Raw genomic sequence first — 22,722 nt, 5'->3', positions numbered from 1 at the left:
AGGAGAGGTCTCAGCCGGCGCGGACCTCGGCGATCGTCACCGGCCGGTGCTCGTGCAGTGACAGCGTGCAGGCCTCGGCGATCCAGCCTGCCTCCAGCGCGTCGGCGACCGTGCACGGCGAGGTCCGCCGACCGGCGACGACCTCGGTGAACGCGTCGAGTTCGGCCCGGTAGGCCTCGGTGAAGCGGTCCATGAAGAAGTCGTGCGGCGCCTGGGCCGGGAAAGTGACGCCGGGCTCCACGGAGCGCAGCGGAAGCTTGTCCTCCAGGCCGACCGCGATGGAGTCCTGGAAGCCGTGGATCTCCATGCGGACGTCGTAACCCCGGGCGTTGTGGCGGGAGTTGGACACCACCGCGATCGTCCCGTCGTCGAGGGTGAGGATCGCGCCGGTGGTGTCGGCGTCGCCCGCCTCCTTGATGTATTCGGCGCCCCGGTTGCCGCCGACGGCGTACACCTCGGTCACCTCGCGGCCGGTCACCCAGCGGATGATGTCGAAGTCGTGCACGGAGCAGTCGCGGAAGATGCCTCCGGAGGCGGCGATGTACGTGGCCGGCGGCGGCGCCGGGTCCAGGGTGGTGGACCGTACGGTGTGCAGCGGGCCGAGTTCGCCGCTCTGGACGGCGGCACGGGCGGCCACGAACCCGGCGTCGAAGCGCCGGTTGTAGCCGATCTGGATCTCGACGCCGCTGTCCCGCACCGCGTGCAGCACTTCGACGCCCTCCTTCATCGCGCGGGCGACGGGCTTCTCGCAGAAGACCGGCACCCCCGCCTCGACGGCGGCCCGGATCAGTCCGGGATGGGCATCGGTCGCGGCGGCGATCACCACACCGTCCACGCCGGCGGCCAGCACCGCCTCCGGCGAGCCGACTGCTTCGGCGCCGAAGCGCTCGACGGCCGCCGTGACGGCATCCGCGAACGGGTCCGCGACGACGAGGGACTCGACCACGTCGAGCCGGGAGAGGGTCTCGGCATGGAACGCGCCGATGCGGCCGAGGCCGAGGATGCCGATACGCATGGTTCAGGGGCTCCTTGTTTCCTTGTGCGTCGTACGTACTGCTTCTGATCGCTTCTGAGTCGTGCGGATGAAGTGGGCGTCGTAGTCGGGTTGAGGGTCAGTCGAGTCCGCCGAGGACGTTCTGGTCCCAGTCGATGACCGAGCCGGTGACGACACCGCTGCGGTCGGAGAGCAGCAGGACCACGAAGTCGGCGATCTCGTCGGGCTGGCCGAGCTTGCCCATCGGCAGTTTCTCCGCGGCCTGTTCGCGCCAGTCGTCGCCCGCGCCGTGGAAGGTGCGCTGGGTGGCGTCCTCGCCCTCGGTCGCGGTCCAGCCGATGTTCAGGCCGTTGATCCGGATCCGGTCCCAGCGGTGGGCGTGCGCGGCGTTGCGCGTCAGCCCTGCGAGTCCGGCCTTGGCCGCGACGTACGGGGCGAGGAAGGGCTGCCCGCCGTGCTCGGACGAGGTGATGATGTTGACGATCGTGCCGGGCGCCTTGCGGGCCACCATGTCGGCGACGGCGGCCTGCATGGCGAAGAACGGACCCTTGAGGTTGATCGCTATGTGCTCGTCGAACAGCTCGGGCGTCGTGTCGAGCAGCGTTCCGCGGGAGGTGAGCCCGGCGGAGTTGACCAGGCAGTCGATCCGGCCGTACGCCTCGGTCACCCGGGCCACGCTCCCCCGCGCCTGCTGCGCGTCGGCGAGGTCGGCCCGTACGTACATGGCCTTGGTCCCGGCCTCGGTCAGTTCCGTGACCAGTGCCTCGCCGGGTTCGGGGCGGCGCCCCGTGACCGCAACGGTCGCGCCCTCGCGGGCGGCGGCCCGGGCGACGGCCGCGCCGACGCCCTGGCTGCCGCCGTTGACGAGGACGACCTTGTCCTCAAGAAGTCCCATGTGCTCTCTCGTTCCTCAGCTCTCGCGGCGTTCGGTGGCGGCCCGCAGTGCGTTCCGCAGGTGTTCCGGGGCCCAGTCCTCTCCGAGGGCGCGCCGGACGAGGTCCGCCTGGGAGGGCGGGGCCAGTCCGTCGACGGGCGGGTCGGAGTCCAGGTTCGTCGGGAAGGGGTAGCCCTCGGCGCAGGCCGCGATCACCGTTTCCAGCCACTCCTGGCGTACGCCCTCGGCCTTGCGCTTCAGCAGGACCGGGTAGACGGCGTTCGCCACGGCCTCGCGGTCAACCGTCTCCATCGCCCGGCCGAAGGCGGAGGAGACCTGGAGGAGGTTGGCCATGCGGCGGACGTCCGCCGAACGGTTGTGCCCGGCGGCGTGGAAGAGGGCGGGGTTGAAGAAGACCGCGTCGCCCTTGGCGAGGGGGAGCTGGACGTGACGTGCCTCGAAGTAGGCCCGGAATTCCGGCAGTCGCCAGGCCAGGTAGCCGGGCTCGTACTTCTGTGAATGCGGCAGGTACATCGTCGGGCCCGACTCGACGGGCATGTCGCAGTGGGCAACCGCGCCCTGGAGGGTCAGTACGGGTGAGAGGCGGTGGACGTGCGCCGGGTAGGCGGCCGCGGTCTCGTTGGAGAGGAAGCCGAGGTGGTAGTCGCGGTGCGCGGTCTGGGCGGCGCCGCCCGGGTTGACCACGTTGATCTGGGAGGTGACCTGGTAGCCGGGGCCGAGCCAGGCCGATGACACCAGGGCGAGGACATCGTTGGCGTAGTAGTCGGCGAACGCCTCCGCGTCGTACAGGGCCGCCTTCTCCAGCGCGTTCCACACCCGGTCGTTGGCGCCCGGCTTGGCGAAGTGGTCACCCGCGGTCGCGCCCGCGGCATGCTGCTCGGCGATCAGGGCGTCGAAGACGGCGGTGGCCCGGTCGACGACCTCCGGGTCCGCAAAGGCGCCCCGGAAGACCACGATGCCCGGGCCCTCGGCGAGCGCGTGCACCAGCTCGGCCTGGAACTCGCGGTCGGCCTCGACCTGGTCGGCGTCGTAGACCGGCACGTTCCGCACGATGGCGGAGGCCTGCGGGTAGTCGGTGGGGTCGGTGTCCTGCTCGACGAGCGCACGGAAGGAGTCCAGGTCGCAGTCCTGCTCGGACAGCCAGGGACGGGGGTGTACGGAGGTGACGGTCATCGTCGTCCCTTCGGGTCATGGAGCAGTGGAGCGCTGTCATTCTTGTCAGTACAAACCCCTCGAACAACCAGCAGGAACCCATCAAAAACCCCTCAAGGAGCCGGCGCATGGGCCACCCCTTTCCCGTCCGTGAGATCGCACGTCAGGCGGGCCTGAGCGAGGCCACGGTCGACCGGGTCCTCAACGGCCGGGGCGGCGTGCGGGAGAGCACCGCGCAGGAGGTGCACCGGGCGATAGCCGACCTGGACCGGCAGCGCACCCAGGTCCGGCTCGTCGGCCGTACCTTCATGATCGACATAGTGATGCAGGCACCGGAGCGCTTCACCACCGCCGTACGCGCCGCCCTGGAGGCCGAGCTGCCGTCTCTGCACCCGGCCGTGCTGCGCTCCCGTTTCCGGTTCCGCGAGACCGGCCCGGTCGGGGAACTGGTCGAAACCCTGGACCGGATCGCCCGGCGCGGTTCGCAGGGCGTGATCCTGAAGGCCCCGGACGTCCCCGAGGTCACCGCCGCGGTCGGCCGGCTCGAGGCGGCGGGCATCCCGGTCGTGACCCTGGTGACCGATCTGCCCGCGAGCACGCGGCTCGCCTACGTCGGCATCGACAACCGGGCGGCGGGTGCCACCGCCGCGTACCTCCTGGGCCAGTGGCTGGGCGACCGGCCGGGGCACGTCCTGACCACCGTCAGCCGGGGTTTCTTCCGGGGCGAGGAGGAACGCGAGATGGGTTTCCGCGCCGCGATACGCGCCCGTCATCCCGTACGGCGCCTGGTCGAGGTCACGGACAGCGACGGTCTGGACGCCACCCAGTACGACCTGGTGCTGGCCGCGCTCCGGGACGACCCCGGCATCAAGGCCGTCTACTCGATCGGTGGTGGAAACGTCGCCACGCTCGACGCCTTCGACGCCTTGAACCGGCCGTGCGAGGTCTTCATCGCCCACGACCTGGACCACGACAACGCGGGGCTGCTGCGGGCGGGGCGGTTGTCCGCCGTACTCCACCACGACCTGCGTCAGGACATGCGGCGGGCCTGCCGGGTCATCATGCGGGCCCATGGCGCGCTGCCCGCCGATACGGCACCCGTACTGCCGTCCCCGATCCAGGTCGTCACGCCGTACAACATGCCGCCGGAGTCGGCGGGGGTCGCAGACTCGTAGTGCAACTCTGGAGTTGCACATGTGGAGAAGGTCCAGCCTCCGACGTATCGAAGGCACGGATGCCGGCAGCGGTCGTCTCAGACATTGATTCCGATGGTGGAGTTCCACTCGAGCAGCCGCGCCAGTTCCTCATCCCCGGGCCGCGCCGGCGCTTGACCGGTGCGGGACGGTGTGGGGACGCCCCGGGAGATGTTTCCGCTGACGGTGGTGTTGTGTTCCACGCGCGGGCGGCGGAGCGTCTCATAGACGGACAGCGCGGTGTCGGTGTCGGGGGTGTCGCGCAGGGCTTTGGCGAGGATGACGGCGTCCTCCATCGCCATCGATGCCCCTTGCCCGGTTGCCGGGGAGGCCGCGTGGGCGGCGTCGCCGATGACCAGCGTCCGTCCCGAGTGCCAGGGCGCTCCGGGCGGTATCTCGGTGGCGTTGGTGACCAGGATGTCGTCGGTGGAGGCGGCGACGATGTCGGCGGCCGGGGTGGCGTCTTCGCGCAGCAGCGGCAGCAGCAGTTCGCGCCATTGGGCAGGCGTGCCGTGTGCGATCTCGTCGGCGGACAGGGGTTCTCCGGCCACGCGCGCGAACCAGTACGTCTGCCCGCCGGGCGACACCGCGTGGCCGAAGGAGGCCGCACTTCCGCGCACCACGGTGATGCGCCCGTCGTCGGCGTCGTCGGCCGGAGTGGAGCTGGTGGTGTAGCCGTAGAACACGTACTCGCCCGCGTGGCGCGGTTGTGAGGCAGGGGCGATCGTCCGGCGGACGGTGGAGTTCAGGCCGTCGGCGCCGATGAGCAGGTCGCCGGTCGCGGTGCTGCCGTCGGCGAAGTGTGCCGTGACGCGGTCGGGGCCGTCCTGGACGGACGCCAGCGAGGCGCCGTGCCGGATGCTGATGCCCCGGTGGGTGGCCTCGGCCTGCAGGGCGGCGTTGAGATCACCGCGACGAAGGCACCGGTACCGCAGGACGGGGTTGTCGGCCTCGCCGAGCGGCCTCTGCGCGACTTCGGCGCCCGCGCCGTCGAGAAGGCGCATCGAGGTCAGCGGGAAACCGGCCGCGGTGACCGCGGCGGAGGCGTCGATCTGCGCGAGGGCTCGCATGCCGTTGCTCGCGAGCGCGAGGAAGGCGCCGATGTCCTCGGCCGAGTCCGGGTGGGCCTCGTACACGGAGACGTCGAAGCCGGCCTTGTGCAGGGCCAGGGCCGTCGTCGTGCCGGCGATCCCGCCGCCGATGACGAGTATGCGGGTCACCATGTATTCGGCTCCTCCGTGTATGGCTGGGGTGAGGTGCGCATGTAATGCGGGGGAGGTTCGGGCGAGTCCGTGGGGTTCCCGGGCGCGTGGTGGGCCAGGCCCGGGACGTCTCGCCCAACTACGGCCTCCCAGCGGCCTGTTGACTCCGGGGGATCAGGGTTTGATCCATAAGATCACGCCGCGGGCCTCGGGCGTGCGGTGTCGATCGATCAGCCACGGTGGGTTGGGTCAGGTCGTGGAAGCGGGACCGGGGGGCAGGTGGACCGTCATGATCAGACTGCAGGCTTCGGTGCCGGAGCCGCGGTAGGTGTGAGGGGCGTCGGCGTCGAACGTGGCGGTCTGTCCGGCTTCCACGGTGTGCTCGGTGCCGTCGACGATCAGGGTCATCCGGCCGGAGGTGACACTGACGGTTTCCACGACGCCGGCCTGGTGGGGGTGGCTGGGGTATTCCTCGCCCGGTTCCAGTCGCCAGCGCCAGACCTCGACAGGGGCCGGGCCTGAGGTCGTCAGCATCAGCCGGGCCTCACTCCCCCGTTCTCCGGTCCACAGCGGCGCCACAGTGTCGGCGGCCACGACGCGGACGCGGCCTTCGGGCCGTCCCTGCATCAGGTCGGACACCGAGATGCCGAGGGTGTCGGCCAGCCGGACCAGGGTGGCCAGGTTGGGATTGCCCTGGGCCTTCTCCAGGGCCACCAGGGCTCCCTTGCTGACCTGGGAGCGTCGGCTGAGTTCCTCCAGGGACAGGCCCGCCCGAGTGCGGGCCGCCCGGACGTTGTGCGCGACCGTCCGCAGGGCTGCGGCTGTCTCGGCCATCTGATCTCCACCCTCGCCATCGACCACTTCAATGCACCGCGCGGTCGTTCGGTTGGCACAGACCGGTCGTTACATTGTACGGTGCGGTCGTTCGAATGAATAGTAAGGGACGTGCTGTGATCGCTCTGCTGCTGGCCCTGGGCAGCTCACTCGCCTATGGATGCGCCGACTTCCTCGGCGGCCTCGGCGCCCGTAAGGCTCATGTGCTGCGTACTGTGATGATCGCGGCCCCGGCCTCTTTCGTCGTCGAGTTGTTGCTGTGGCCGGTGCTCGGCGCCTCGTTCAGCGCCGGCGCCCTTGGCTGGGGTGCCGCGTCCGGGGTCGCCTCCGCCGCCGCGTTCGTCCTGCTCTACCGCACGCTGGCGATCGGCCCGATGAACGTCCTGTCGCCCGTGACCGCGCTGGTGTCCGCCGCGCTGCCCGTCGGTGTCGGTCTGTTGCAGGGCGAGCACCTGGCAGTCGCCGGGCTGGTGGGTCTGCCGCTCGCGCTGTTGGCGGTCGTCCTGGTCAGCGCCGGACACGGCGCCGGGTCGGCGCGCCCCTCCCGTACGGCGCTGCTGCTGGCCTTCGGCGCGGGCGCCGCCATCGCCCTCCAGCTGATCTTCCTGCACCAGGCGCCGTCCGACAGCGGGGTGGCGCCACTGATCGTGGGCCGGGCCGTTTCCTCGGCGATCACCCTGGCCGCGGCAGGGGTGATGTACCGCAGGCTGGGCTCGGAGCGGCCCGCGTACGCGATGTCCGCAGCCGCGGGTGCGCTGGACTCCGTGGCGAACCTGCTGTTCCTGCTCGCCGCCCGCAGCGGGGACCTCGCCGTCGTAGCAGTGATCGTCGCCCTGTACCCGGCCGGCACGGTCCTGCTCGCCCGCGGCGTGCTCGCCGAGCGCATCCACCGCGGCCAGCTCGTCGGCCTGGGCACCGCCGCCGTCGCCGTCAGCCTCCTCGCGCTCACCTGAGAAGCCCGCAGCCCGCCACAGCACCTACCACGCATGGAGACCAGCATGTTCATCCAGCCCTGGGACGCCGGCCTGGACGAAGCCGAATGGCAAGCCTGGATCGCCGAAGGCCACGACTTCGGACAGCTCAACGTCAACGGCCTGCCCGGCCACCCGCCCGTCGCCGTGCCCACCCACTTCACGAGCGACGGCGACCATCTCCTGGTCCACCTCGCCCGGCCCAACCCGGTCTGGAAGGCGATCGAGCGCGACCCGAACGTCCTCTTCACCGTCTTCGGTGACTACGCCTTCGTCCCCGGCCCCTGGCGCGCCCAAGGCAACACTCCGCCCGCCGACGGCGTCCCCACCAGCTACTACACAGCCGTCCAGTTCACCTGCCGCGCCCATATCGTCGACGACCCCGAGGCCAAGGCCGAGCTGCTGCGCCGCCAGCTCGCCCACTTCCAGCCCGGCGGTGACCACGCCCCCGTCGCCGTCGGCCGGCCGCCCTACGGCCGGATGCTGCCCGGCATTCGTGGCCTGCGCCTCGAAGTCAGCGACATTCAGGCCAAGTTCAAGTACGACGACCACAAGTCCGTCGAGCACCGCACCGCCGTCGCCGACCGCCTCAGCGCACGCGGCCAGGGCCTCGACGTGCCCACCGCACACCAGCAGCGCCGCCGCCTGGACCGCATCGGCCCCTGGAAGCCCTGACCCCGCCCCGACCGCCCACGCCCGGACCCAGGAAACGGAAACCCCGCCCATGCCCGCCTTCCGCATCACCCCCGCCGTCGCGGACGCCTTCCCCGACACGCTCATCGCCCTGGTCACCGCCACCGGCCTGCGCGGCCATGAACCCTGGCCCCACACCACCGCAGCCCTGGAGGACCTGGAGCAGCAACTCGCCGACGGCCCCTGGCACCCCGCCGACGAGACCGACCCCCGCATCGAGGCCTGGCACACCGCCTACCGCTCCTTCGGCACCAACCCCCGCCGCATCCGCCCCAGCGTCGACGCGCTCGGCCGCCGCCTCGCCAAGAAGGGCACGCTGCCGCGCATCAACCCGGCGGTCGACTCCTACAACGCCATCTCCGTCCGGCACGGGCTGCCCGCCGGCGCCTTCGACGTGGACCACGTCACCGGCGACGTAGACATCCGGTACGCGGACGGCACCGAGTCCTTCACCCCGCTCGGCGAACCGGACACCGTCGAGAACCCCAAGCCCGGCGAGATCATCTACGCGGACACCACCGGCGTCCTGACCCGCCACTGGAACCACCGCGACGCCCACCGCACCCGCGTCACCGAGGACTCCACACACGTCGCCTTCGTCCTCGAAACCCTCCACGCCACCCGCGACGGCGACCTCCTCAAGGTCGCGGCTGAGGAACTCCAGGGCCTGCTCGCCTCTCACGCCGAACAGACCGCCGTGCACTTCCTCAGCCCGGCACACCCCCAGGCCGGCGCCTGACGCCGCCATCACCTGTGATCTCGATGCCGTCGGCGTGAAGAGACCCGGCCGCGGTCTCCCTGGGGGTCGGGGCCCCCGGCCGGGTCGTTCCCCGCGCCGGCCACGTCCCCGCGGGGCCGGTGCGGTCCGGGGACGCACGCCGATCGCCGCGCGTCCCGCGGAGTGTGCTCGCCCTCGGCGCGCTCACGGTCGCGCTTACCCTTGGCCTCCTGCTTCCTGATCTGGTCGGCCGCCTTCTCCATCGCCTTCAGTTCAGTCCGTACGGGGTCGGCGGGGCGGCGTTCGAGGGCTGCGTCGTAGCGCCAGGGCAGCCGACCGGCACACCGACTCCTCATGGGCGCGAAGCCGCCGTGAGATGGCGGGAGGCGCTGCGAGCCGGTCCGGGTGCCGGCTGCCCCAGGCTGCGCCGGACGCCGTTTTCAATCAACGAAAGAAGCTGTTCCTCCCCGCGCCGGGGCCACGCAACATTGCGCCCGGACCGGCCCTCCGCAGCCGGTCCGCGCCGAGCCGCCGCACGGACAGGGAGGACGCCATGTCCAGCGAAGACACGACCGCCGGGGCGAGCCCGAAGAGTCGCACCGCCCCTACCCGCCGCACGGCCGGCGCGGGACGGAGCCGTGCGCTACTGGATCAGCCCCAGTGATATCGCGCTCGGCGACGCCGCGATCCTGGCCGGCGTTCGCGTGCTGGTGAGTTTCGGCCGGTGAACCGGGTCGACCGACTCGACTACGAGCGCAACCTCGCCACCGGGCACCCTCGGTCCTCGCCACCGCGCCGTGCTGTCGAAGCTTTGGCCGTGACGCCGGGTGAGGCGCTCACCTGACCCGATTCGGCTGCCCACGATCACCTCCGCCAGTGCCTGAGCGCCCGGCATATGTCACATCGAAAGGAAGAGCCGTGCCACTTGAGAGAAAGCTGGAGCGGAAGCTGTTGTGGTCCGGTGACGAGGGCTACGAGCAGGCCCGTCGCCATGCTGTATGGAACGGCCGTAAGCCCGCACGACGCCCGGCCGGAATCGTGCTGGCCGAGGACACCGACGATGTCGCGGTGGCCGTTCGGCTGGCCAAGGAGCGGGGGCTTCAGGTCTCCGTGCGCGCGGGCGGGCACAGCACCTCAGCCGCCGGTTTGCGAGAGGGCGCGCTCCTGATCGACGTGTCACGCCTTGCGAGCATGGACATCGATCCTCAGGCCGGGACCGCGGTCGTCGGACCCGGAGTCCTCGGTCAGGACCTCGATACGGCGCTGGACCCGCTTGAACTGTTCTTTCCCCACGGCCACTGCTCGACGGTGGCGGTGGGGGGATTTCTTCTGGGCGGGGGTCTGGGATGGAACTGGCGTGCCTACGGGCCCGGGTGTGTCCTGGTCCGGGCCGTGGATGTGGTCACGGCGGACGGCGAAGTGGTCCGGGCCGATGAGTCGCAGAACAGCGATCTCTACTGGGCGGCCCGAGGGGCGGGCCCCGGGTTCTTCGGCGTCGTGACCGCCTTCCACCTGGAGCTGCAGTCAAGGCCGGCCGTGATCAAAGCCACCGCGCACAACTACCCCCTCGCGGCGCGTGGTGAGCTCTTCGGCTGGCTGCACGGGATCCGTCACGAGATGTCACCGATCGTGGATCCATCCCTCTGCATCACCCAGCACGTGGCCCGTTCCCCGGATGGACCGACGATGTTGCTGGGTCTGTTTGCCTTCGCCGACTCCGAGCGCGAGGCCGACGAGGCGCTCGCGCCCTTCACGAACGCGCCCCTTCGGGAGAAGGCGATCTGGCACATTGACCCCGCCGCGGTCGGGAGCATGCAGGACCTCACGGGCGTGGATGACCTGTACCCGGCCGGTCTCCGGTACGCCCACGACAACATCATGTCGAACGCGTCGGCATCCGCCCTGGTGCCGGTCCTCGACGCGGCTCTCACCTCGCTCCCCACCCCCCGGTCGCACGTCAACTGGCTGAACCTGGCCGGCAGCCCGGAACTGCCGGACATGGCTTTCTCCCTGCTCGGGGACACCATGGTCGAGCTGGTCACGGTCTGGGACGATCCGAGCCGGGACACGGACATGCAGGCGTGGGCCACCGACCATGCCCGGCGGCTGGAACCGGTGGCCATGGGAAGCCAGATGAGCGCCGACTCCATGGCGTCCCGCGGCTTGGGTCCGGACGCCTATTTCTCCGCCGACGCACTGTCCCGTCTCGAGCCCCTCCGCGACCATTGGGATCCGGACCGCCGCTTCGTGTCGTTCCTGCTCGGTTGAGACACCGTCTGCCACTCCCCTCTGCCGTGTTCCAGGTATTCCTATGACTGACGCATGCGGCTCAGCGCCCTGTCGGCGCCGGCGCTTCAGCGTTGTTTTGCCCTGTCTCACCGGGCTGGGCGGCCGATGTCGTGTCGGGGCCGGGGTCCGTGTCGTCGGCGAGTTTCTTCTCCGGGAGCAGGAAGGCGAGTACGAGACCGAGGGCGAACACCGGGACCAGGTAGCCGAAGACCGGTGTCAGGGCGTGCTGGTAGGCCAGGATCACCGCGTCCTGGATCTTGTCCGGGAGGGAGTGGACCAGGGCCGGGGTGAGCGACTGGGTGTCGCCTACGGTCCTGGTGGCGTCGGCGGAGAGGCGGTCGCCGAGCTGGTCGATGAGGCGGTGGGTGAACAGTGAGCCGACGGCCGCGGTGCCGAGGGTGGAGCCGATCTCGCGGAAGAAGTTGTTGGCGGAGGTCGCGGTGCCCACGTCGGAGCCGGGGAAGTCGTTCTGCACGGCCAGGACCAGGGGCTGCATCGTCATGCCGAGACCGGCGCCCAGCAGGAACACGTAGACGCAGACCAGTACGAGCGAGGTCTCGGTGTCCAGGGTGGACATCAGCAGCGCGGCGAGGCAGACGAGGACTGTGCCGGCGATCGGGAAGATCTTGTAGCGGCCGGTGCTGCTCATCAGCCTTCCTGACGGGAGGGAGGTGGCCATCATGCCGACGACCATGGGGATGAGCAGCAGCCCGGACTCGGTGGCGCTGAGGCCGTAGACCATCTGCAGGTACGTGGGCAGGTAGCCGAGGATCGCGAACATGCCGATGCCGACGACCAGGAGTCCGATCAGGGTGGCGATGTTGAAGATCCGGCTGCGGAACAGCCACAGCGGAATGATCGGCTCCGTGGCACGGCTCTGGGAGAAGAAGAAGACCACCCAGGCCAGCAGGCCGCCGACGGCCATGCCGATGATGAGCGGATCGGACCAGGAGTATTCCGTGCCGCCCCAGGTGGTCACGAGCACCGTGCAGGTCACCGCGGACGCCATGAGGGCGAAGCCGAGGTAGTCGAAGGCGACCTCGGCGGCTCTGCGCGGCAGGCGCAGGGCGAACGCGCCGACGGCGAGGGCCAGGACGCCGACCGGCAGGTTGATCCAGAAGGACCAGCGCCAGCCGATGCTGTCGGTGAACCAGCCTCCGAGCAGCGGTCCGGCGACGGCGGAGAGGCCGAAGACCGCACCGATCGGGGCCATGTATCTCGCGCGCTGCCGCGGTGGCACGAGGTCGGCGATGATCGCCTGCGAGGTGATCATCAGTCCGCCACCGCCCAGCCCCTGCACGGCCCGGCCGATGATCAGCCAGGTCATGTCCTGCGCCGCACCCGCCACCACGGAACCGACGAGGAAGACGCCGATGCCGCCCAGGAACAGGGACTTATGGCCGATCAGGTCGCCGAGGCGGCCGTAGACGGGCATCGCGATGGTGGCCGCGAGGATGTACGCGGTGGTCACCCATGCCATGTGGTTCACGCCGTGCAGCTCGCCGACGATGGTCGGCAGCGCGGTGCTGACGATCGTCTGGTCCAGGGACGACAGCAGCATCGCTGCCATGAGAGCGGCGAATACGAGGCCGAAGTGGCGAGGAGTGCCGGAGGAGTTGTGTTCCTCCGCCTCCACGGCCGGGGTCGAGTCGCTCAAGGGGGGCTCCTGAGATGGATGAGTGAGGGCAAGGGAGCACGTAGCGGTCCGGGCATGCGTATGTCGGCCCGGCCGTCACGGGCTTGGCAGGGTGCGCAGGAGATCCACCGAGCGCTCGACGCAACCGCCTCGGCGAGCGGCTTGCAGGAGTAGGCCGCCTCTCCACGCAATCTCATTGAGTTTCATTACGTGAAAGTCACTTTTTTCACTGTCGGCGAACGAAAGCACTCCAACCTGGTGGAGGTCAAGTGTCGAGCACGGCAGGCGTGATGGACATCGCGTCACTGCACGGCTTATCGTCATGTTCTGAAAGTGACTTTTATTACACGAAAGTCAATGAAAGGAGTGTGCCATGGGCTGGCTGGGACTCGAGGGCCGCCGGGCGCTCATCATGGGGGCAGGCGGCCTGGGTGCCGCCTGCGCCCGGGGGCTCGCGGAGGCCGGGGCGCACCTGGCCGTCGTGGACGTGGACGAGGCGAAGCTCAAGGCTCTGCAAGCCGATCCGGCGCTCGCCGACGCCGATGTGCGCGTGATTCCGGCCGATGTCACGACCTCGGTGGGGTGCGAGGAAGCCGTCCGGGCGGCGGCAGATGAAATCGGCGGGCTGGACGTGCTGGTACACGCGGTGGGAACCAACGACCGCCGGGCGGTGGTCGACACACCGGACGAGGTGTGGGAGCGGATCGTCACGCTGAACCTGTCGAGCGCGTTCTACGCCGGGCGCGCCGTGGGACGTCTGATGCGCCAGGCAGGGCGCGGGAGCATGGTGTTCTTCTCCTCGGTCTCCTCCCGGCTCGCCCATCCGCACCATGCCCCGTACGCGGCGACCAAGGGCGGACTGGACCAGTTGGTGAAGGTGATGGCCCGCGAGTGGGCCGCTGACGGCGTGACGGTCAACGCGGTTGGCCCTGGCTACACGGAGACCGAACTGACTCGCGAGTACCTGGACAGGCCGGGGATGCGCGAGGAGATGGTCAGCCTGGTCCCGGCCGGGCGTCTGGGCACCCCCCAGGACGTGGTCGGCGCGGTGCTGTTCCTCGCCTCGGCGCAGGCGTCATTCATCACGGGGCAGGTGCTGTATGTGGACGGCGGCCGCACACTCGTCTGAGTCGAGAGCCGGCCGGACAGGACGGCACCGCAGGCCGCCTCATCCGTCAACTTCCGCCGAGCAGCCGCGTGATCTCCTGACATACGTTCAGCAGGCGCGGGCGCAGTTCGTCGAGCAGGCGGGTGACGGGGTACCCCATCGCGGGTACCGCCACGTTGGCCGCGGCCACCACCGAGCCGGACGCGTCGCGCACGGGCGCGGCCACCGAGCGCAGCCCGTAGGCGAGCTCCTCGTCCTGCACCGCCCAGCCCCGCTTGCGGATCTCGGCCAGCGCCGGCCGCAGCTCTGCCGGCGACCGGATCGCGTTCGGGCCGGTCGCGCCGGCGAAGGACTCTTCCGTCAGGCGCTGCTTCAGCTCGGCATCGTCCAGGCTGCTCAGCAGCACCTTCCCGATGGACGTGCCGACTGCCGGAAGCCGCGAGCCCACCTGGATGTTCGCGGTCACCAGGTCGTTGTTGCGCAGCCGGATCAGGTACAGCACCTGGTCGCCGGACAGGGTACCCAGATTGACCGTCTGGCCCGTCGCCGCGGCGAGCCGGCGCAGCGGCCCGTCGGCGAGTTCCACCACGTCCATGCCGCGCAATGCCGCGAATCCCAGCGTGAGGACTTTGGGGGCCGGACGGTAGGCGCCGTCCGGCAGCTGCTCCAGGAACCCCTCGGTCACCAGGGTGGCGGCCATCCGGAATGCGGTCGGCAACGGCACGCCGGCCCCGGCGGCCATGTCTGTCAGCTTCATCGACGACCGCTGTTCGGAGAACTGCCCGAGCAACCGCAACCCTTTGGCCAGGGCCTCGACCTGGTAGCTGCGTTTGGACGCCGCGGAGCCGTCGGCGGGCAGGGGGCTGGTCGGCTTTTCACGCGGCGGCACCAAGGGTCTCGCTTTCTGTCTGCTGGGCACGGTGAGCACTACGACGGAACACGGTCACTTTCATTGTATGGAAGTCAGCATCACACCACCCGCCATGGGGCGACGACAAGGAGGACGAAATGGGAGTGCGACTGGGCGGGCTGTTGCCCGGTGAACTGGACGAGGAGCAGGCCGAGGTCTACCGGGCCGTCACCGGCGGCACCCGCGCCTTGGGGCCGCAGGCCTTCCCACTGACCGACCAGGAGGGGCGGCTGCGCGGCCCCTTCAACGCCATGCTGCTGAGCCCCCCGGTGGGTCTGGCGACGCAGGCCCTCGGCACGGCTGTGCGCTACAGCTCCTCGCTGAGCGATCGCGTGCGTGAAATGGCGATCCTCGCCGTCGCGGCCCACTGGGACAGCGCCTTCGAGCGGGAAGCTCACGAAGCCGTCGGCCGCACCAGCGGCGGCCTGGCCGAATCGGAGATGGCCGCACTGCGGGCCGGCCGGGTGCCGGAGCTCACCGAGCCGCCCGAGCAAGCTGCCCTGTGGGCGACGACAGCGTTGCTGCGGCACGGCACATTGAACGACGACGAGTACGCCGACGCCGTGGCCGCGGTCGGAGAGCGAGGCGTGTTCGAGCTGACGACGCTGGTCGGTTACTACTCGATGCTCGCCCTCCAACTGCGCGTTTTTCTGGGCGAGGGCAGCGCATCCAGTTCTGACGACCGCGGACCTCGACCCCTGGCGACGCCTTGACAGTCCAAGCGGGCCCTTCAATACTCAACTCAAGTTCACACAGTGAACGTCGCTTTCACTCTTCGAAAGAAAGCAGAACATCGTGAAGCTGATCACCTTCGACGACGGGCGGGTCGGCAGGCTGGAACTCGAGGAACGGCTCGTGCTGCCACTCGAAGTCCCCAGCACCCGTGAGTACTTCGAGCGCGACGGCAAGGTCCTGGAGAGCGGTGAGCGGCTGCTGCTGGACGACGTGAAGCTGCGCGCGCCGATCGTGCCGAAGAAGTTCTTCCATACATCCGGCAACTTCCGTGAGCACGAGGACGAGTCGAAGCACGTCGACTGGTCGCACCCCATGCACAAGGGCATCGTCTTCTTCCAGAACGTCGACGCGATCGTCGGCCCCGACGAGCCGGTCATCTACCCGGAGCACCTGACCAGCGAGCTGGACTACGAGCTGGAGATCGCCGTTGTCCTCGGCAGGCCGGGCAAGTTCTTCGGAGTGGACGACGCGCCCGGTCACATCGCCGGCTACGTCGTCTTCAACGACATCACCGCCCGCGACATCCAGCGCCGCGAGATGGAGTCCGGGGTCTTCTCCTTCTGCAAGGCCATCGACACCTTCTGCCCCATCGGCCCCTACATCGTCACCGCCGACGAGATCCCCGATCCGCAGAACCTCGACATGGAACTGCGCGTCAACGGCGTGGTCCGGCAGAAGTCCAACACCAACCGCATGTCGGTCTCCATCCCGCACCTGGTCGCCTACCACTCCCCGCAGGGCTACAGCGCGGGCGACCTGGTCACCACCGGAACCGTCCAGGGAGTCGCGGGCTTCAGCGGCGACCCGGACATGTATCTCAAGCCCGGCGATGTCGTCGAGGCCGAGGTCGAGCGCCTCGGCGTCCTGCGCACGCCCATAGTCAGCTGGCAGGAGGGGCACGGGACCCCCGTACCCGAGAGGGTGGACTGGTGAGGCTCGGCGTCCTCGACGGCCACACCGTCGTGGTCAGCGGCGACCGGGCAGCCAACGTCCGCTGGGCTTCGCAGGGCAGACTGCCCACCGACCCGATGGCACTGCTGGAGGACTGGCCACGCCTACGCGACTGGGCGGCCGGGCTGCCCGAGGATGCGTACGACATCCCGGTCGACCCCGCCGCGCTCGGCGCGCCGGTGCCCCGCCCCCGCCAGGTGTTCGCCATAGCCCTCAACTACCCGCCGCACGCCGCGGAAGCCGGCTTCAGTCCACCCGAGGAACCGCTCGTCTTCACCAAGTTCCCGGCCTGCGTCACCGGCCCGCACACCAGCGTCGTCCTCCCCCGGGGCAAGGTCGACTGGGAGGTCGAACTCGTCGCGGTGATCGGGCGCGAGACGTACCGGGTGAGCGAGGACCGCGCCTGGAAGGCGGTGGCCGCCCTGGCCGTGGGTCAGGACCTCTCCGAACGCGTCACCCAACTTCAGGGAAAACCAGCCCAGTTCAGTTTGGGCAAGTCCTTCCCCGGCTTCGGCCCCATCGGCCCCGTCCTGGTCACCCCCGACGAACTCGACGACCCCGACGACCTGGAGATCACCGGACTGCTGAACGGCGAGATCGTCCAGCAGGACCGCACCAAGTCCATGATCTTCCCGGTGCCTGAGCTGATCGCCCGGCTCTCGGCCGTGCTGCCGCTCTTCCCCGGTGACCTGGTCTTCACGGGCACCCCGGCGGGCGTCGGCAATCGCATGAACCCGCCGCGCTACCTCACCGATGGCGACGAACTCGTCAGCCGCATCGAGGGCATCGGCGAGATCCGCCAGCACTTCACCGGCCGCGCCCAGCGGCCGCCTGGGAGCTGACAGCCGGGACAGCCCGCCGACTGTCTCGTCACCCCGCCCCGGAACCCGCGTCCGACGGCGTCCGACCATCGCAGACAAGGACCTCCATGTCCGAGCGCATTCCCACCCCGCACAACGCGCAGATTCCCCGCCGCTTCGAAGGCCGAACCGTCCTGGTCACCGGCGCCGGCACCGGCTACGGCGCCGAGATCGCCGTCCGCGCCGCCCAGGAGGGCGCCCGTGTCGCGGTCCACTACCGCAGCTCCGCCGCCGGAGCCGAGAAGACCGTCGCCCGCATCAAGGAAGTGGGCAGCGAGGCGTTCACCGTGCAGGCCGACATCGCCGTCCACGCCGACGTCATACGCATGGCCGAGGAGGTCTTCTTCCAGTTCGGCGGCCTCGACGTGCTGGTCAACAACGTCGGTGACGTGGCGGGCGACCAGATGTCCTGGCGGGACCTCACCGAGGAGTCCATCGACCACGTACTCGCCGTGGACATCAAGGGAACCATGCTCTGCACGCACGAGTTCGGCTCCCGGATGCTGGACCAGGGCCACGGATCGATCGTCAACATCGGCTCCACCGTCATCGTGCGCGGCAGCGCGCGAGCCCCGCAGTACGCCGCCGCGAAGTACGGCATCCTCGGCATCACCAAGTCCTACGCCCAGGCCTTCGCCCCTTTCGTACGGGTCAACACCTTCGCACCCGGCTTCATCGAGACCGAGACACTCCTGGGCCGGGAAGACTGGAAGTCCGGCCGCCGCGAAGACATGATCGCCAAGACCCCGATGGGCCGCATCCCCGGCCCGGCCGAACTCGCGGGCACCGCCCTCTTCCTCGCCACCGACGACGCCGCCCACATGACCGGCGCCTACCTCAACGCCGACGGCGGCTTCAACATGATCGGCGCCTGAGGAGAGCACCGGCCCCGGAAGCCGGCCCGGCGCATGACCTCACCACGACTCAGTGGGAGACGAATGAAGTGCAAACACGGACGGATGCGGTTGACCGCGATGAATGACGGGAGTCAAGGATGACTACGGCCGCTGCTCCGGTATCCGATGTGGACATCTTCGCCGACGATGTCCTGACCGATCCCTACGCCGCCTACGCGGTGTTGCGGGAGACGGGCGCCGCCGTGTACCTGGAGCGCTACGACTGCTGGGCCCTGCCCCGGTACGAGCACGTACGGGCGGCGCTGCGCGACCACGAACGGTTCTCCTCCGTGGACAGCGTGGGCTACGAGCCGTCGCTGAACGAACGCCGCCGGGGTGGTGTGCTGGCGACGGACCCGCCGGAGCACGAGGTGCTGCGCGCGGTGCTGTCGGAGAGCCTGGCACCGCGTGCGTTGGCGAGCCTGAAAGACGACATCGGCCGGCGTGCGACTGAGCTGGTCGAGTCCGTGGTGGCCCGCGGTTCATTCGACGTCGTGAGTGATCTCGCGCGAGTGTTCCCGCTGACGGTGGTGGCGGATCTGATCGGGATGCCCCTGCGCGCGCGGGACGAGGTGCTCGTATTCGCCGACGCGTTCTTCAACACCTTCGGCCCCCTCAACGAGCGGACGACGGCGTCGGTGCAGGTCTCCGACCGGCTGCTCGAGGAGCTCATCTCGATGATGAACCGCGACAGCCTTGCGCCAGGTGGCTGGGGCGAGGCGTTGTATCGGGCGGCCGACCGGGGCGTGATCGAGGAGCATCAGGTGGGACGGCTGTTGCGCGCCTACCTGGTCGCGAGCATGGACACGACGATCAACGCCATCAGCAGTGCGCTGTGGTTGTTCGCCGAGCACCCGACCGCGTGGGTGGCCCTGCGCTCCGACCGGACGTTGCTCCGTTCCGCTTTCGAGGAGGTCGTGCGTTTTGAATCACCGGTGCAGGTGTTCTTCCGCCGCACGACGCGACCGGTCGAGATCGACGGCGTCACGATCCCGCCGCAGGCTCAGGTGGCGATGTTGTTCGGCTCGGCCAACCGGGATCCGCGCAAGTGGCCGGAGCCGGACAGGTTCGACGTGGGCCGGGCGCCGATGGACCACGTCGGGTTCGGCTCCGGCGTGCACGCCTGTGCCGGTCAGGGACTGGCGCGGGTGGAGGGCAACGCAATCCTGTCGGCGCTGCTGGATCATGTAGAGGAGATCCACCTGGCCGGCCCGCCACGGCGGCACCTCAACAACGTCATCCGGGGTCTGGAAAGCCTCCCGGTCACCGTGACCACGGGAGCACTCAGGTAGCAGTGGTCGGGGAAGCGCCTGCTACGTCGATGCCCCCTTCCGCGGATCCGCGGAAGGGGGCATCGGTCATCGGCGATGGTGGATGTCCTGTCAGACGAGGGTGGTCGCCCGGATGAACGCGATGACCTGGGGCCAGGACAGGTCGGTGGCCGCCTTGTTGATCGGGTTGTGGTGCTGTGCGCGGGCGGTGAAGCCGTGCCCGGCTCCGGGGTAGACATGCGCGATGCTCGGCCCGGTGGTCCGCGAGTGCAGAGCGGCCTGCAGCCGATGAAAGCTCTCCACCGACACGACCTCGTCCGCGCCTGGATAGAGGATCATGGCAGGCGCGGCGATCCGGGTGGTGAACTCCGTGGCATCCAGGGTGTGGTTCGGTGCCGGGGTGTCTCGCACGGTGGGGTGATAGGCGACCACATTCGCCATCCGGCTTTCCCGTCCACCGAGCAGCAGCGCGAACCGGCCGCCTATGCACCAGCCGATCACACCGACCCGTCGGCAACCCAGCTCGCCAAACATGTGGTCGAGCAGCTGGCCCATTTCGGTCAGGCTTGACTCGTCATCCAGCTCCGACGCCCACTGAAACTGGGTCTCCATCTGTGATGGGCCATCGCTGCCGGGCCGACCGCGCCAGATGTCCCAGGACAGCGCGTTGACTCCAGCGGCGGCCAGACCGTCGGCGAACTCGCGCAACTGCGGCGAGATCCCGGTGATCGACGGCAACAGCAACATTCCGCCTGTGGAGGCCTCCCGCGGGCGGGACAGATACGCGTTCAGCCCGGCCACGGTGACGTCCTCACCAGCACACGGGACGTCAGCGGCGCTGGGGGCGATGGGGGTACTGATCTCGTTGGCCATACTCTCGCTACTCTCTTGCCGAGCTTGGTGAACAGTTGTCAGTCAGTGGGTCGTACTCAGGGCCCGAAGGCGGCCGCCCCGTCTGCGGCGCAGGCGGCTCGATCGGCCTCCCCATGCGCCTGGCGCGCTCGCCCGATGGTCAGGGCAAGCGGATCGAGACGTGCTCCGGGCGTAGTTCGGTGACGCTGTTGACCCCGAGCAGTGCCATGGTCTGGACGACCTCACGCGACAGGATCTCCGTGGCACGAGCGACCCCACGCTGACCGCCGGCCATCAAGCCGTAGAGGAAGGCACGACCCACCAGCGCGGCGTTGGCACCCATCGCCAGGGCGGCCACGACGTCAGCACCGGTCGTCATACCGGTGTCGACCAGGATTTCCGCCTGCCCGTCCAGTCTCTCGCGCACGGCCGGGACCAACTCGACGGGTACGGGGGCCCGGTCCAACTGCCGCCCCCCGTGGCTGGAGAGCACGATGCCGTCCGCGCCGGCGTCGACCACTCGCTGGGCATCAGACACCGACTGGATGCCCTTGACCACGAGACTGCCCTGCCAGTGGCCGCGGAGCCATTCGAGGTCGGCCACCGTGATCGCGGGATCGAAGACGCGGTCGATCTGGTCGGCAATCGTGCCCTCGGAGGTTGCCAGGTTGGCGAAGGTGAGGGGCTCGGTGGTCAGCAGGTCGAACCAGTAGCGGGGGTGAAGGGCTCCGTTGACGAAGGTGCGCAACGTGAGCTGCTGCGGCACGGTGAGCCCGTTGCGTACGTCGCGCAGCCGAGTCCCGGCGACCGGGGTGTCCACGGTGAGGATCAACGTGTCGTACCCGGCCGCGGCCGCACGGTCGACCAGCTCCTTGGCCGAGCTCCGATCACGCCACAGAAACAGCTGGAACCACTTCCGCGCCTGAGGGCCGGCCGTCGCGGTGTCCTCGATCGTGGTACTGCCCATCGTGGAGAGGGCGTAGGGAATCCCGGCCTGCTCGGCGACGGCGACGACGGCTCGTTCCCCTCCGGTGTGCATCATGCGCGTAAGGCCGGTGGGCGCGAACGCGAAAGGCTGGGCGGACGGCTTGCCGAGGATCACCGTTTCCGTACTCACATGGGAGACGTCGCGGAGCGCCGACGGATGGAACTCGAGGCGCCGGAAGGTCTCACGAGCTCGGTGCAGAGCGAGCTCCCCCACCCCGGCCCCTCCGTCGGCGAAGTCGAAGACCGCCCTGGGCGCCCGTCGTCGTGCCAGAGCGCGAAGGTCGGCGATGGAAGCCGCTCGCGCCAACCGTCGCTCCGTGCCGTTGAGTTGGATCGGAGCGGGGCGCAACAACTCACGAAGCTCAGCTGGGCGTGGCAGCCGACGCTGCACTTTGGCGGTCAATGCCGTTCATCCCTTCTGTCGCCATGTCCTGGGCACATCGAGTGCTCAGGACATGGTCACGAGGACGTTCTCGATCACCCTTTGTTTCTGCCTACGGTTGGCCCTCAAGTCAGCAGGTCCGCGATGCTCTTCAGCGCCGCCCCCGCGATGCGGGCGTCCACACCCCCATGGGCCCCGCCCACTCCCAGGCCGCCGATGACTTCGCCGTCGCCCGTGATGATCGGGAATCCCCCCGGCACCGGGTGCAGCTGAGGATCGACCAGATGTACCGGATTCGCTGCCATGACCGGGCTCGCGGCCACCTCGGCGAATTCGCCGGTCGTTATCCCCATGACCGCGGCCGTGTAAGCCTTCAGGCGCGACGTCGAGACCGCGATCGGCCCGGCGCCGTCGTCAGCGAGCACGACCTTCGTGATACCGCTGCGGTTGACCACAGTGACGCTGATGCGCTCTCCCTCGGCGCGCGCTGCGTCGAGGGCCGCCTCGGTGGCTCGGCGGGCGATCTCGTAGCTCAGTGGTTCCCTCATGTCGTTGCCTTTCCATGCGTGTTACCGGTTTCACGACCGGTTCTGTCAGCTGAAAAATGGTCAGGCCGCACGCCATTCGACACCGGTGATGACAGCGGCGTTGTTGTTGTCGTTGGGCGGCCGGAGGTGGCCGGGACATCCATGCGCCGCCCGGCTGGCTTCTATCGGCGACTGTGATCCCGCCCAGGGCGACGTTCCTCAGTCGTCACGGTCTCTCGGAGGAAGACGCACCGAGGGCTCGGCGCCGTCAGAGGGGGCATCATCGACCGCCCCACCTCCGCGACTCGAACAACGTAGCACCGCGACTCGCCTCGCTGAACAGCCCTGACAAAAATTTGTCAGGACGCTACGGTTACTGTCGATGGTCCCGCGGGCGACGGTCGAGGAGCGGCACCGTCGCTCGTCAAGCGGTTCCGCCGGCAGCCGGCCGGCACCCCGCCTCCGACGGGCGCGACCTGGCCCAGCAGCCCTGGTCGCGTGAGCGGTTCGAGATCGTCCTCCCGCGACAGAAGGAGAAGGCTCCCGTGCGGTTCGAGCAGGAACTCTGGCCCAGCGCGCGTGTTTCGCGCCCGGTGACGCGCCGGCGACGGTACGCGCCGCGACGGAATGACTGGCCGGCTGCCAGGTGATTGTGATCGCGGCCGC

General features: G+C 69.4%; 21 protein-coding genes. 11 read left to right on the top strand and 10 right to left on the bottom strand.

Going from position 1 to position 22,722, the window contains the following annotated elements:
* Positions 1-10: 10 nt before the first annotated feature.
* The 3 genes from ACGFNK_RS23340 to ACGFNK_RS23330 form a co-directional block, all read right to left on the bottom strand.
* The gene (locus ACGFNK_RS23340) at positions 11-1,015 is read right to left on the bottom strand and encodes a Gfo/Idh/MocA family oxidoreductase (RefSeq protein WP_393418734.1); all 1,005 of its coding nucleotides are present in this window, start codon (positions 1,013-1,015) and stop codon (positions 11-13) included.
* 97 nt (positions 1,016-1,112) lie between these two features.
* The gene (locus tag ACGFNK_RS23335; protein ID WP_393418732.1) at positions 1,113-1,889 is read right to left on the bottom strand and encodes an SDR family oxidoreductase; all 777 of its coding nucleotides are present in this window, start codon (positions 1,887-1,889) and stop codon (positions 1,113-1,115) included.
* A gap of 15 nt (positions 1,890-1,904) precedes the next feature.
* Positions 1,905-3,062 carry a phytanoyl-CoA dioxygenase family protein gene (locus tag ACGFNK_RS23330; protein WP_393418730.1) on the bottom strand — a complete coding sequence of 386 codons (1,158 nt, stop codon included), beginning with the start codon at positions 3,060-3,062 and terminating at the stop codon, positions 1,905-1,907.
* Between the two features lie 107 nt (positions 3,063-3,169).
* Here ACGFNK_RS23330 and ACGFNK_RS23325 point away from each other — a divergent pair, with 107 nt between their 5' ends.
* The gene (locus tag ACGFNK_RS23325; RefSeq protein WP_393418728.1) at positions 3,170-4,216 is read left to right on the top strand and encodes a LacI family DNA-binding transcriptional regulator; all 1,047 of its coding nucleotides are present in this window, start codon (positions 3,170-3,172) and stop codon (positions 4,214-4,216) included.
* 77 nt (positions 4,217-4,293) lie between these two features.
* On the opposite strand, the gene ACGFNK_RS23320 is transcribed toward ACGFNK_RS23325, so the two are convergent.
* Together ACGFNK_RS23320 and ACGFNK_RS23315 are read right to left on the bottom strand one after the other, a co-directional pair.
* On the bottom strand, positions 4,294-5,454 hold the full coding sequence (locus tag ACGFNK_RS23320; protein WP_393418868.1) for an FAD-dependent oxidoreductase: 1,161 nt from the start codon (positions 5,452-5,454) through the stop codon (positions 4,294-4,296).
* Between the two features lie 231 nt (positions 5,455-5,685).
* Positions 5,686-6,270, bottom strand: coding sequence for a helix-turn-helix domain-containing protein (locus ACGFNK_RS23315; RefSeq protein ID WP_393418726.1), 585 nt, complete (start codon positions 6,268-6,270; stop codon positions 5,686-5,688).
* 116 nt (positions 6,271-6,386) lie between these two features.
* On the opposite strand from ACGFNK_RS23315, the gene ACGFNK_RS23310 reads away from it, so the two are divergent.
* From ACGFNK_RS23310 to ACGFNK_RS23295, 4 genes are all read left to right on the top strand, one after another.
* Positions 6,387-7,223, top strand: coding sequence for an EamA family transporter (locus tag ACGFNK_RS23310; protein WP_393418724.1), 837 nt, complete (start codon positions 6,387-6,389; stop codon positions 7,221-7,223).
* Between the two features lie 45 nt (positions 7,224-7,268).
* Positions 7,269-7,916 (top strand): FMN-binding negative transcriptional regulator, encoded by a 648-nt coding sequence (locus tag ACGFNK_RS23305; RefSeq protein WP_393418722.1) that lies wholly within the window; start codon positions 7,269-7,271, stop codon positions 7,914-7,916.
* Positions 7,917-7,965: 49 nt separating this feature from the next.
* A complete protein-coding gene (locus ACGFNK_RS23300; RefSeq protein ID WP_393418720.1) occupies positions 7,966-8,673 on the top strand; it encodes a B3/4 domain-containing protein in 708 nt (235 codons plus the stop codon).
* Between the two features lie 897 nt (positions 8,674-9,570).
* Complete coding sequence (locus ACGFNK_RS23295) at positions 9,571-10,920, top strand: FAD-binding oxidoreductase (protein WP_393418718.1); 1,350 nt, start codon at positions 9,571-9,573, stop codon at positions 10,918-10,920.
* 61 nt (positions 10,921-10,981) lie between these two features.
* Here the strand turns inward: ACGFNK_RS23295 and ACGFNK_RS23290 are convergent, their stop codons facing one another.
* The gene (locus ACGFNK_RS23290; protein ID WP_393418716.1) at positions 10,982-12,598 is read right to left on the bottom strand and encodes an MDR family MFS transporter; all 1,617 of its coding nucleotides are present in this window, start codon (positions 12,596-12,598) and stop codon (positions 10,982-10,984) included.
* A 352-nt stretch (positions 12,599-12,950) separates the two neighbouring features.
* Here ACGFNK_RS23290 and ACGFNK_RS23285 point away from each other — a divergent pair, with 352 nt between their 5' ends.
* Positions 12,951-13,706: an SDR family NAD(P)-dependent oxidoreductase gene (locus ACGFNK_RS23285; RefSeq protein ID WP_393418714.1), complete on the top strand. Its 756-nt coding sequence runs from the start codon at positions 12,951-12,953 to the stop codon at positions 13,704-13,706.
* A gap of 46 nt (positions 13,707-13,752) precedes the next feature.
* Here the strand turns inward: ACGFNK_RS23285 and ACGFNK_RS23280 are convergent, their stop codons facing one another.
* Complete coding sequence (locus ACGFNK_RS23280; protein WP_393418866.1) at positions 13,753-14,574, bottom strand: IclR family transcriptional regulator; 822 nt, start codon at positions 14,572-14,574, stop codon at positions 13,753-13,755.
* A gap of 119 nt (positions 14,575-14,693) precedes the next feature.
* Here ACGFNK_RS23280 and ACGFNK_RS23275 point away from each other — a divergent pair, with 119 nt between their 5' ends.
* The 5 genes from ACGFNK_RS23275 to ACGFNK_RS23255 all read left to right on the top strand — a co-directional run bounded on the left by ACGFNK_RS23275 (position 14,694) and on the right by ACGFNK_RS23255 (position 19,329).
* Positions 14,694-15,308, top strand: a complete 615-nt coding sequence (locus ACGFNK_RS23275; RefSeq protein WP_393418712.1) for a carboxymuconolactone decarboxylase family protein — start codon at positions 14,694-14,696, stop codon at positions 15,306-15,308.
* An 82-nt stretch (positions 15,309-15,390) separates the two neighbouring features.
* Positions 15,391-16,263, top strand: a complete 873-nt coding sequence (locus ACGFNK_RS23270) for a fumarylacetoacetate hydrolase family protein (protein WP_393418710.1) — start codon at positions 15,391-15,393, stop codon at positions 16,261-16,263.
* The gene (locus ACGFNK_RS23265) at positions 16,260-17,123 is read left to right on the top strand and encodes a fumarylacetoacetate hydrolase family protein (protein ID WP_393418708.1); all 864 of its coding nucleotides are present in this window, start codon (positions 16,260-16,262) and stop codon (positions 17,121-17,123) included. Before ACGFNK_RS23270 ends, ACGFNK_RS23265 begins: the two co-directional genes overlap by 4 nt.
* A gap of 86 nt (positions 17,124-17,209) precedes the next feature.
* Positions 17,210-18,016, top strand: coding sequence for an SDR family NAD(P)-dependent oxidoreductase (locus ACGFNK_RS23260; protein ID WP_393418706.1), 807 nt, complete (start codon positions 17,210-17,212; stop codon positions 18,014-18,016).
* A gap of 119 nt (positions 18,017-18,135) precedes the next feature.
* A complete protein-coding gene (locus ACGFNK_RS23255) occupies positions 18,136-19,329 on the top strand; it encodes a cytochrome P450 (RefSeq protein WP_393418704.1) in 1,194 nt (397 codons plus the stop codon).
* A gap of 90 nt (positions 19,330-19,419) precedes the next feature.
* Here ACGFNK_RS23255 and ACGFNK_RS23250 read toward each other — a convergent pair whose 3' ends face one another.
* The 3 genes from ACGFNK_RS23250 to ACGFNK_RS23240 all read right to left on the bottom strand — a co-directional run bounded on the left by ACGFNK_RS23250 (position 19,420) and on the right by ACGFNK_RS23240 (position 22,077).
* Positions 19,420-20,181, bottom strand: a complete 762-nt coding sequence (locus ACGFNK_RS23250; protein ID WP_393418702.1) for a dienelactone hydrolase family protein — start codon at positions 20,179-20,181, stop codon at positions 19,420-19,422.
* A gap of 139 nt (positions 20,182-20,320) precedes the next feature.
* Positions 20,321-21,454 (bottom strand): alpha-hydroxy acid oxidase, encoded by a 1,134-nt coding sequence (locus ACGFNK_RS23245; RefSeq protein ID WP_393418700.1) that lies wholly within the window; start codon positions 21,452-21,454, stop codon positions 20,321-20,323.
* 200 nt (positions 21,455-21,654) lie between these two features.
* Entirely contained in the window at positions 21,655-22,077 is a 423-nt protein-coding gene (locus ACGFNK_RS23240; protein WP_393418698.1) for a heme-binding protein, read from the bottom strand.
* Positions 22,078-22,722: the final 645 nt, after the last annotated feature.

It is taken from the genome of Streptomyces sp. NPDC048825, from assembly GCF_043198355.1.
GTDB lineage: Bacteria > Actinomycetota > Actinomycetes > Streptomycetales > Streptomycetaceae > Streptomyces > Streptomyces xiangluensis.
Note: the sequence above shows the minus strand (reverse complement) of the source record. Positions and strands in the feature narration are given on the sequence as shown.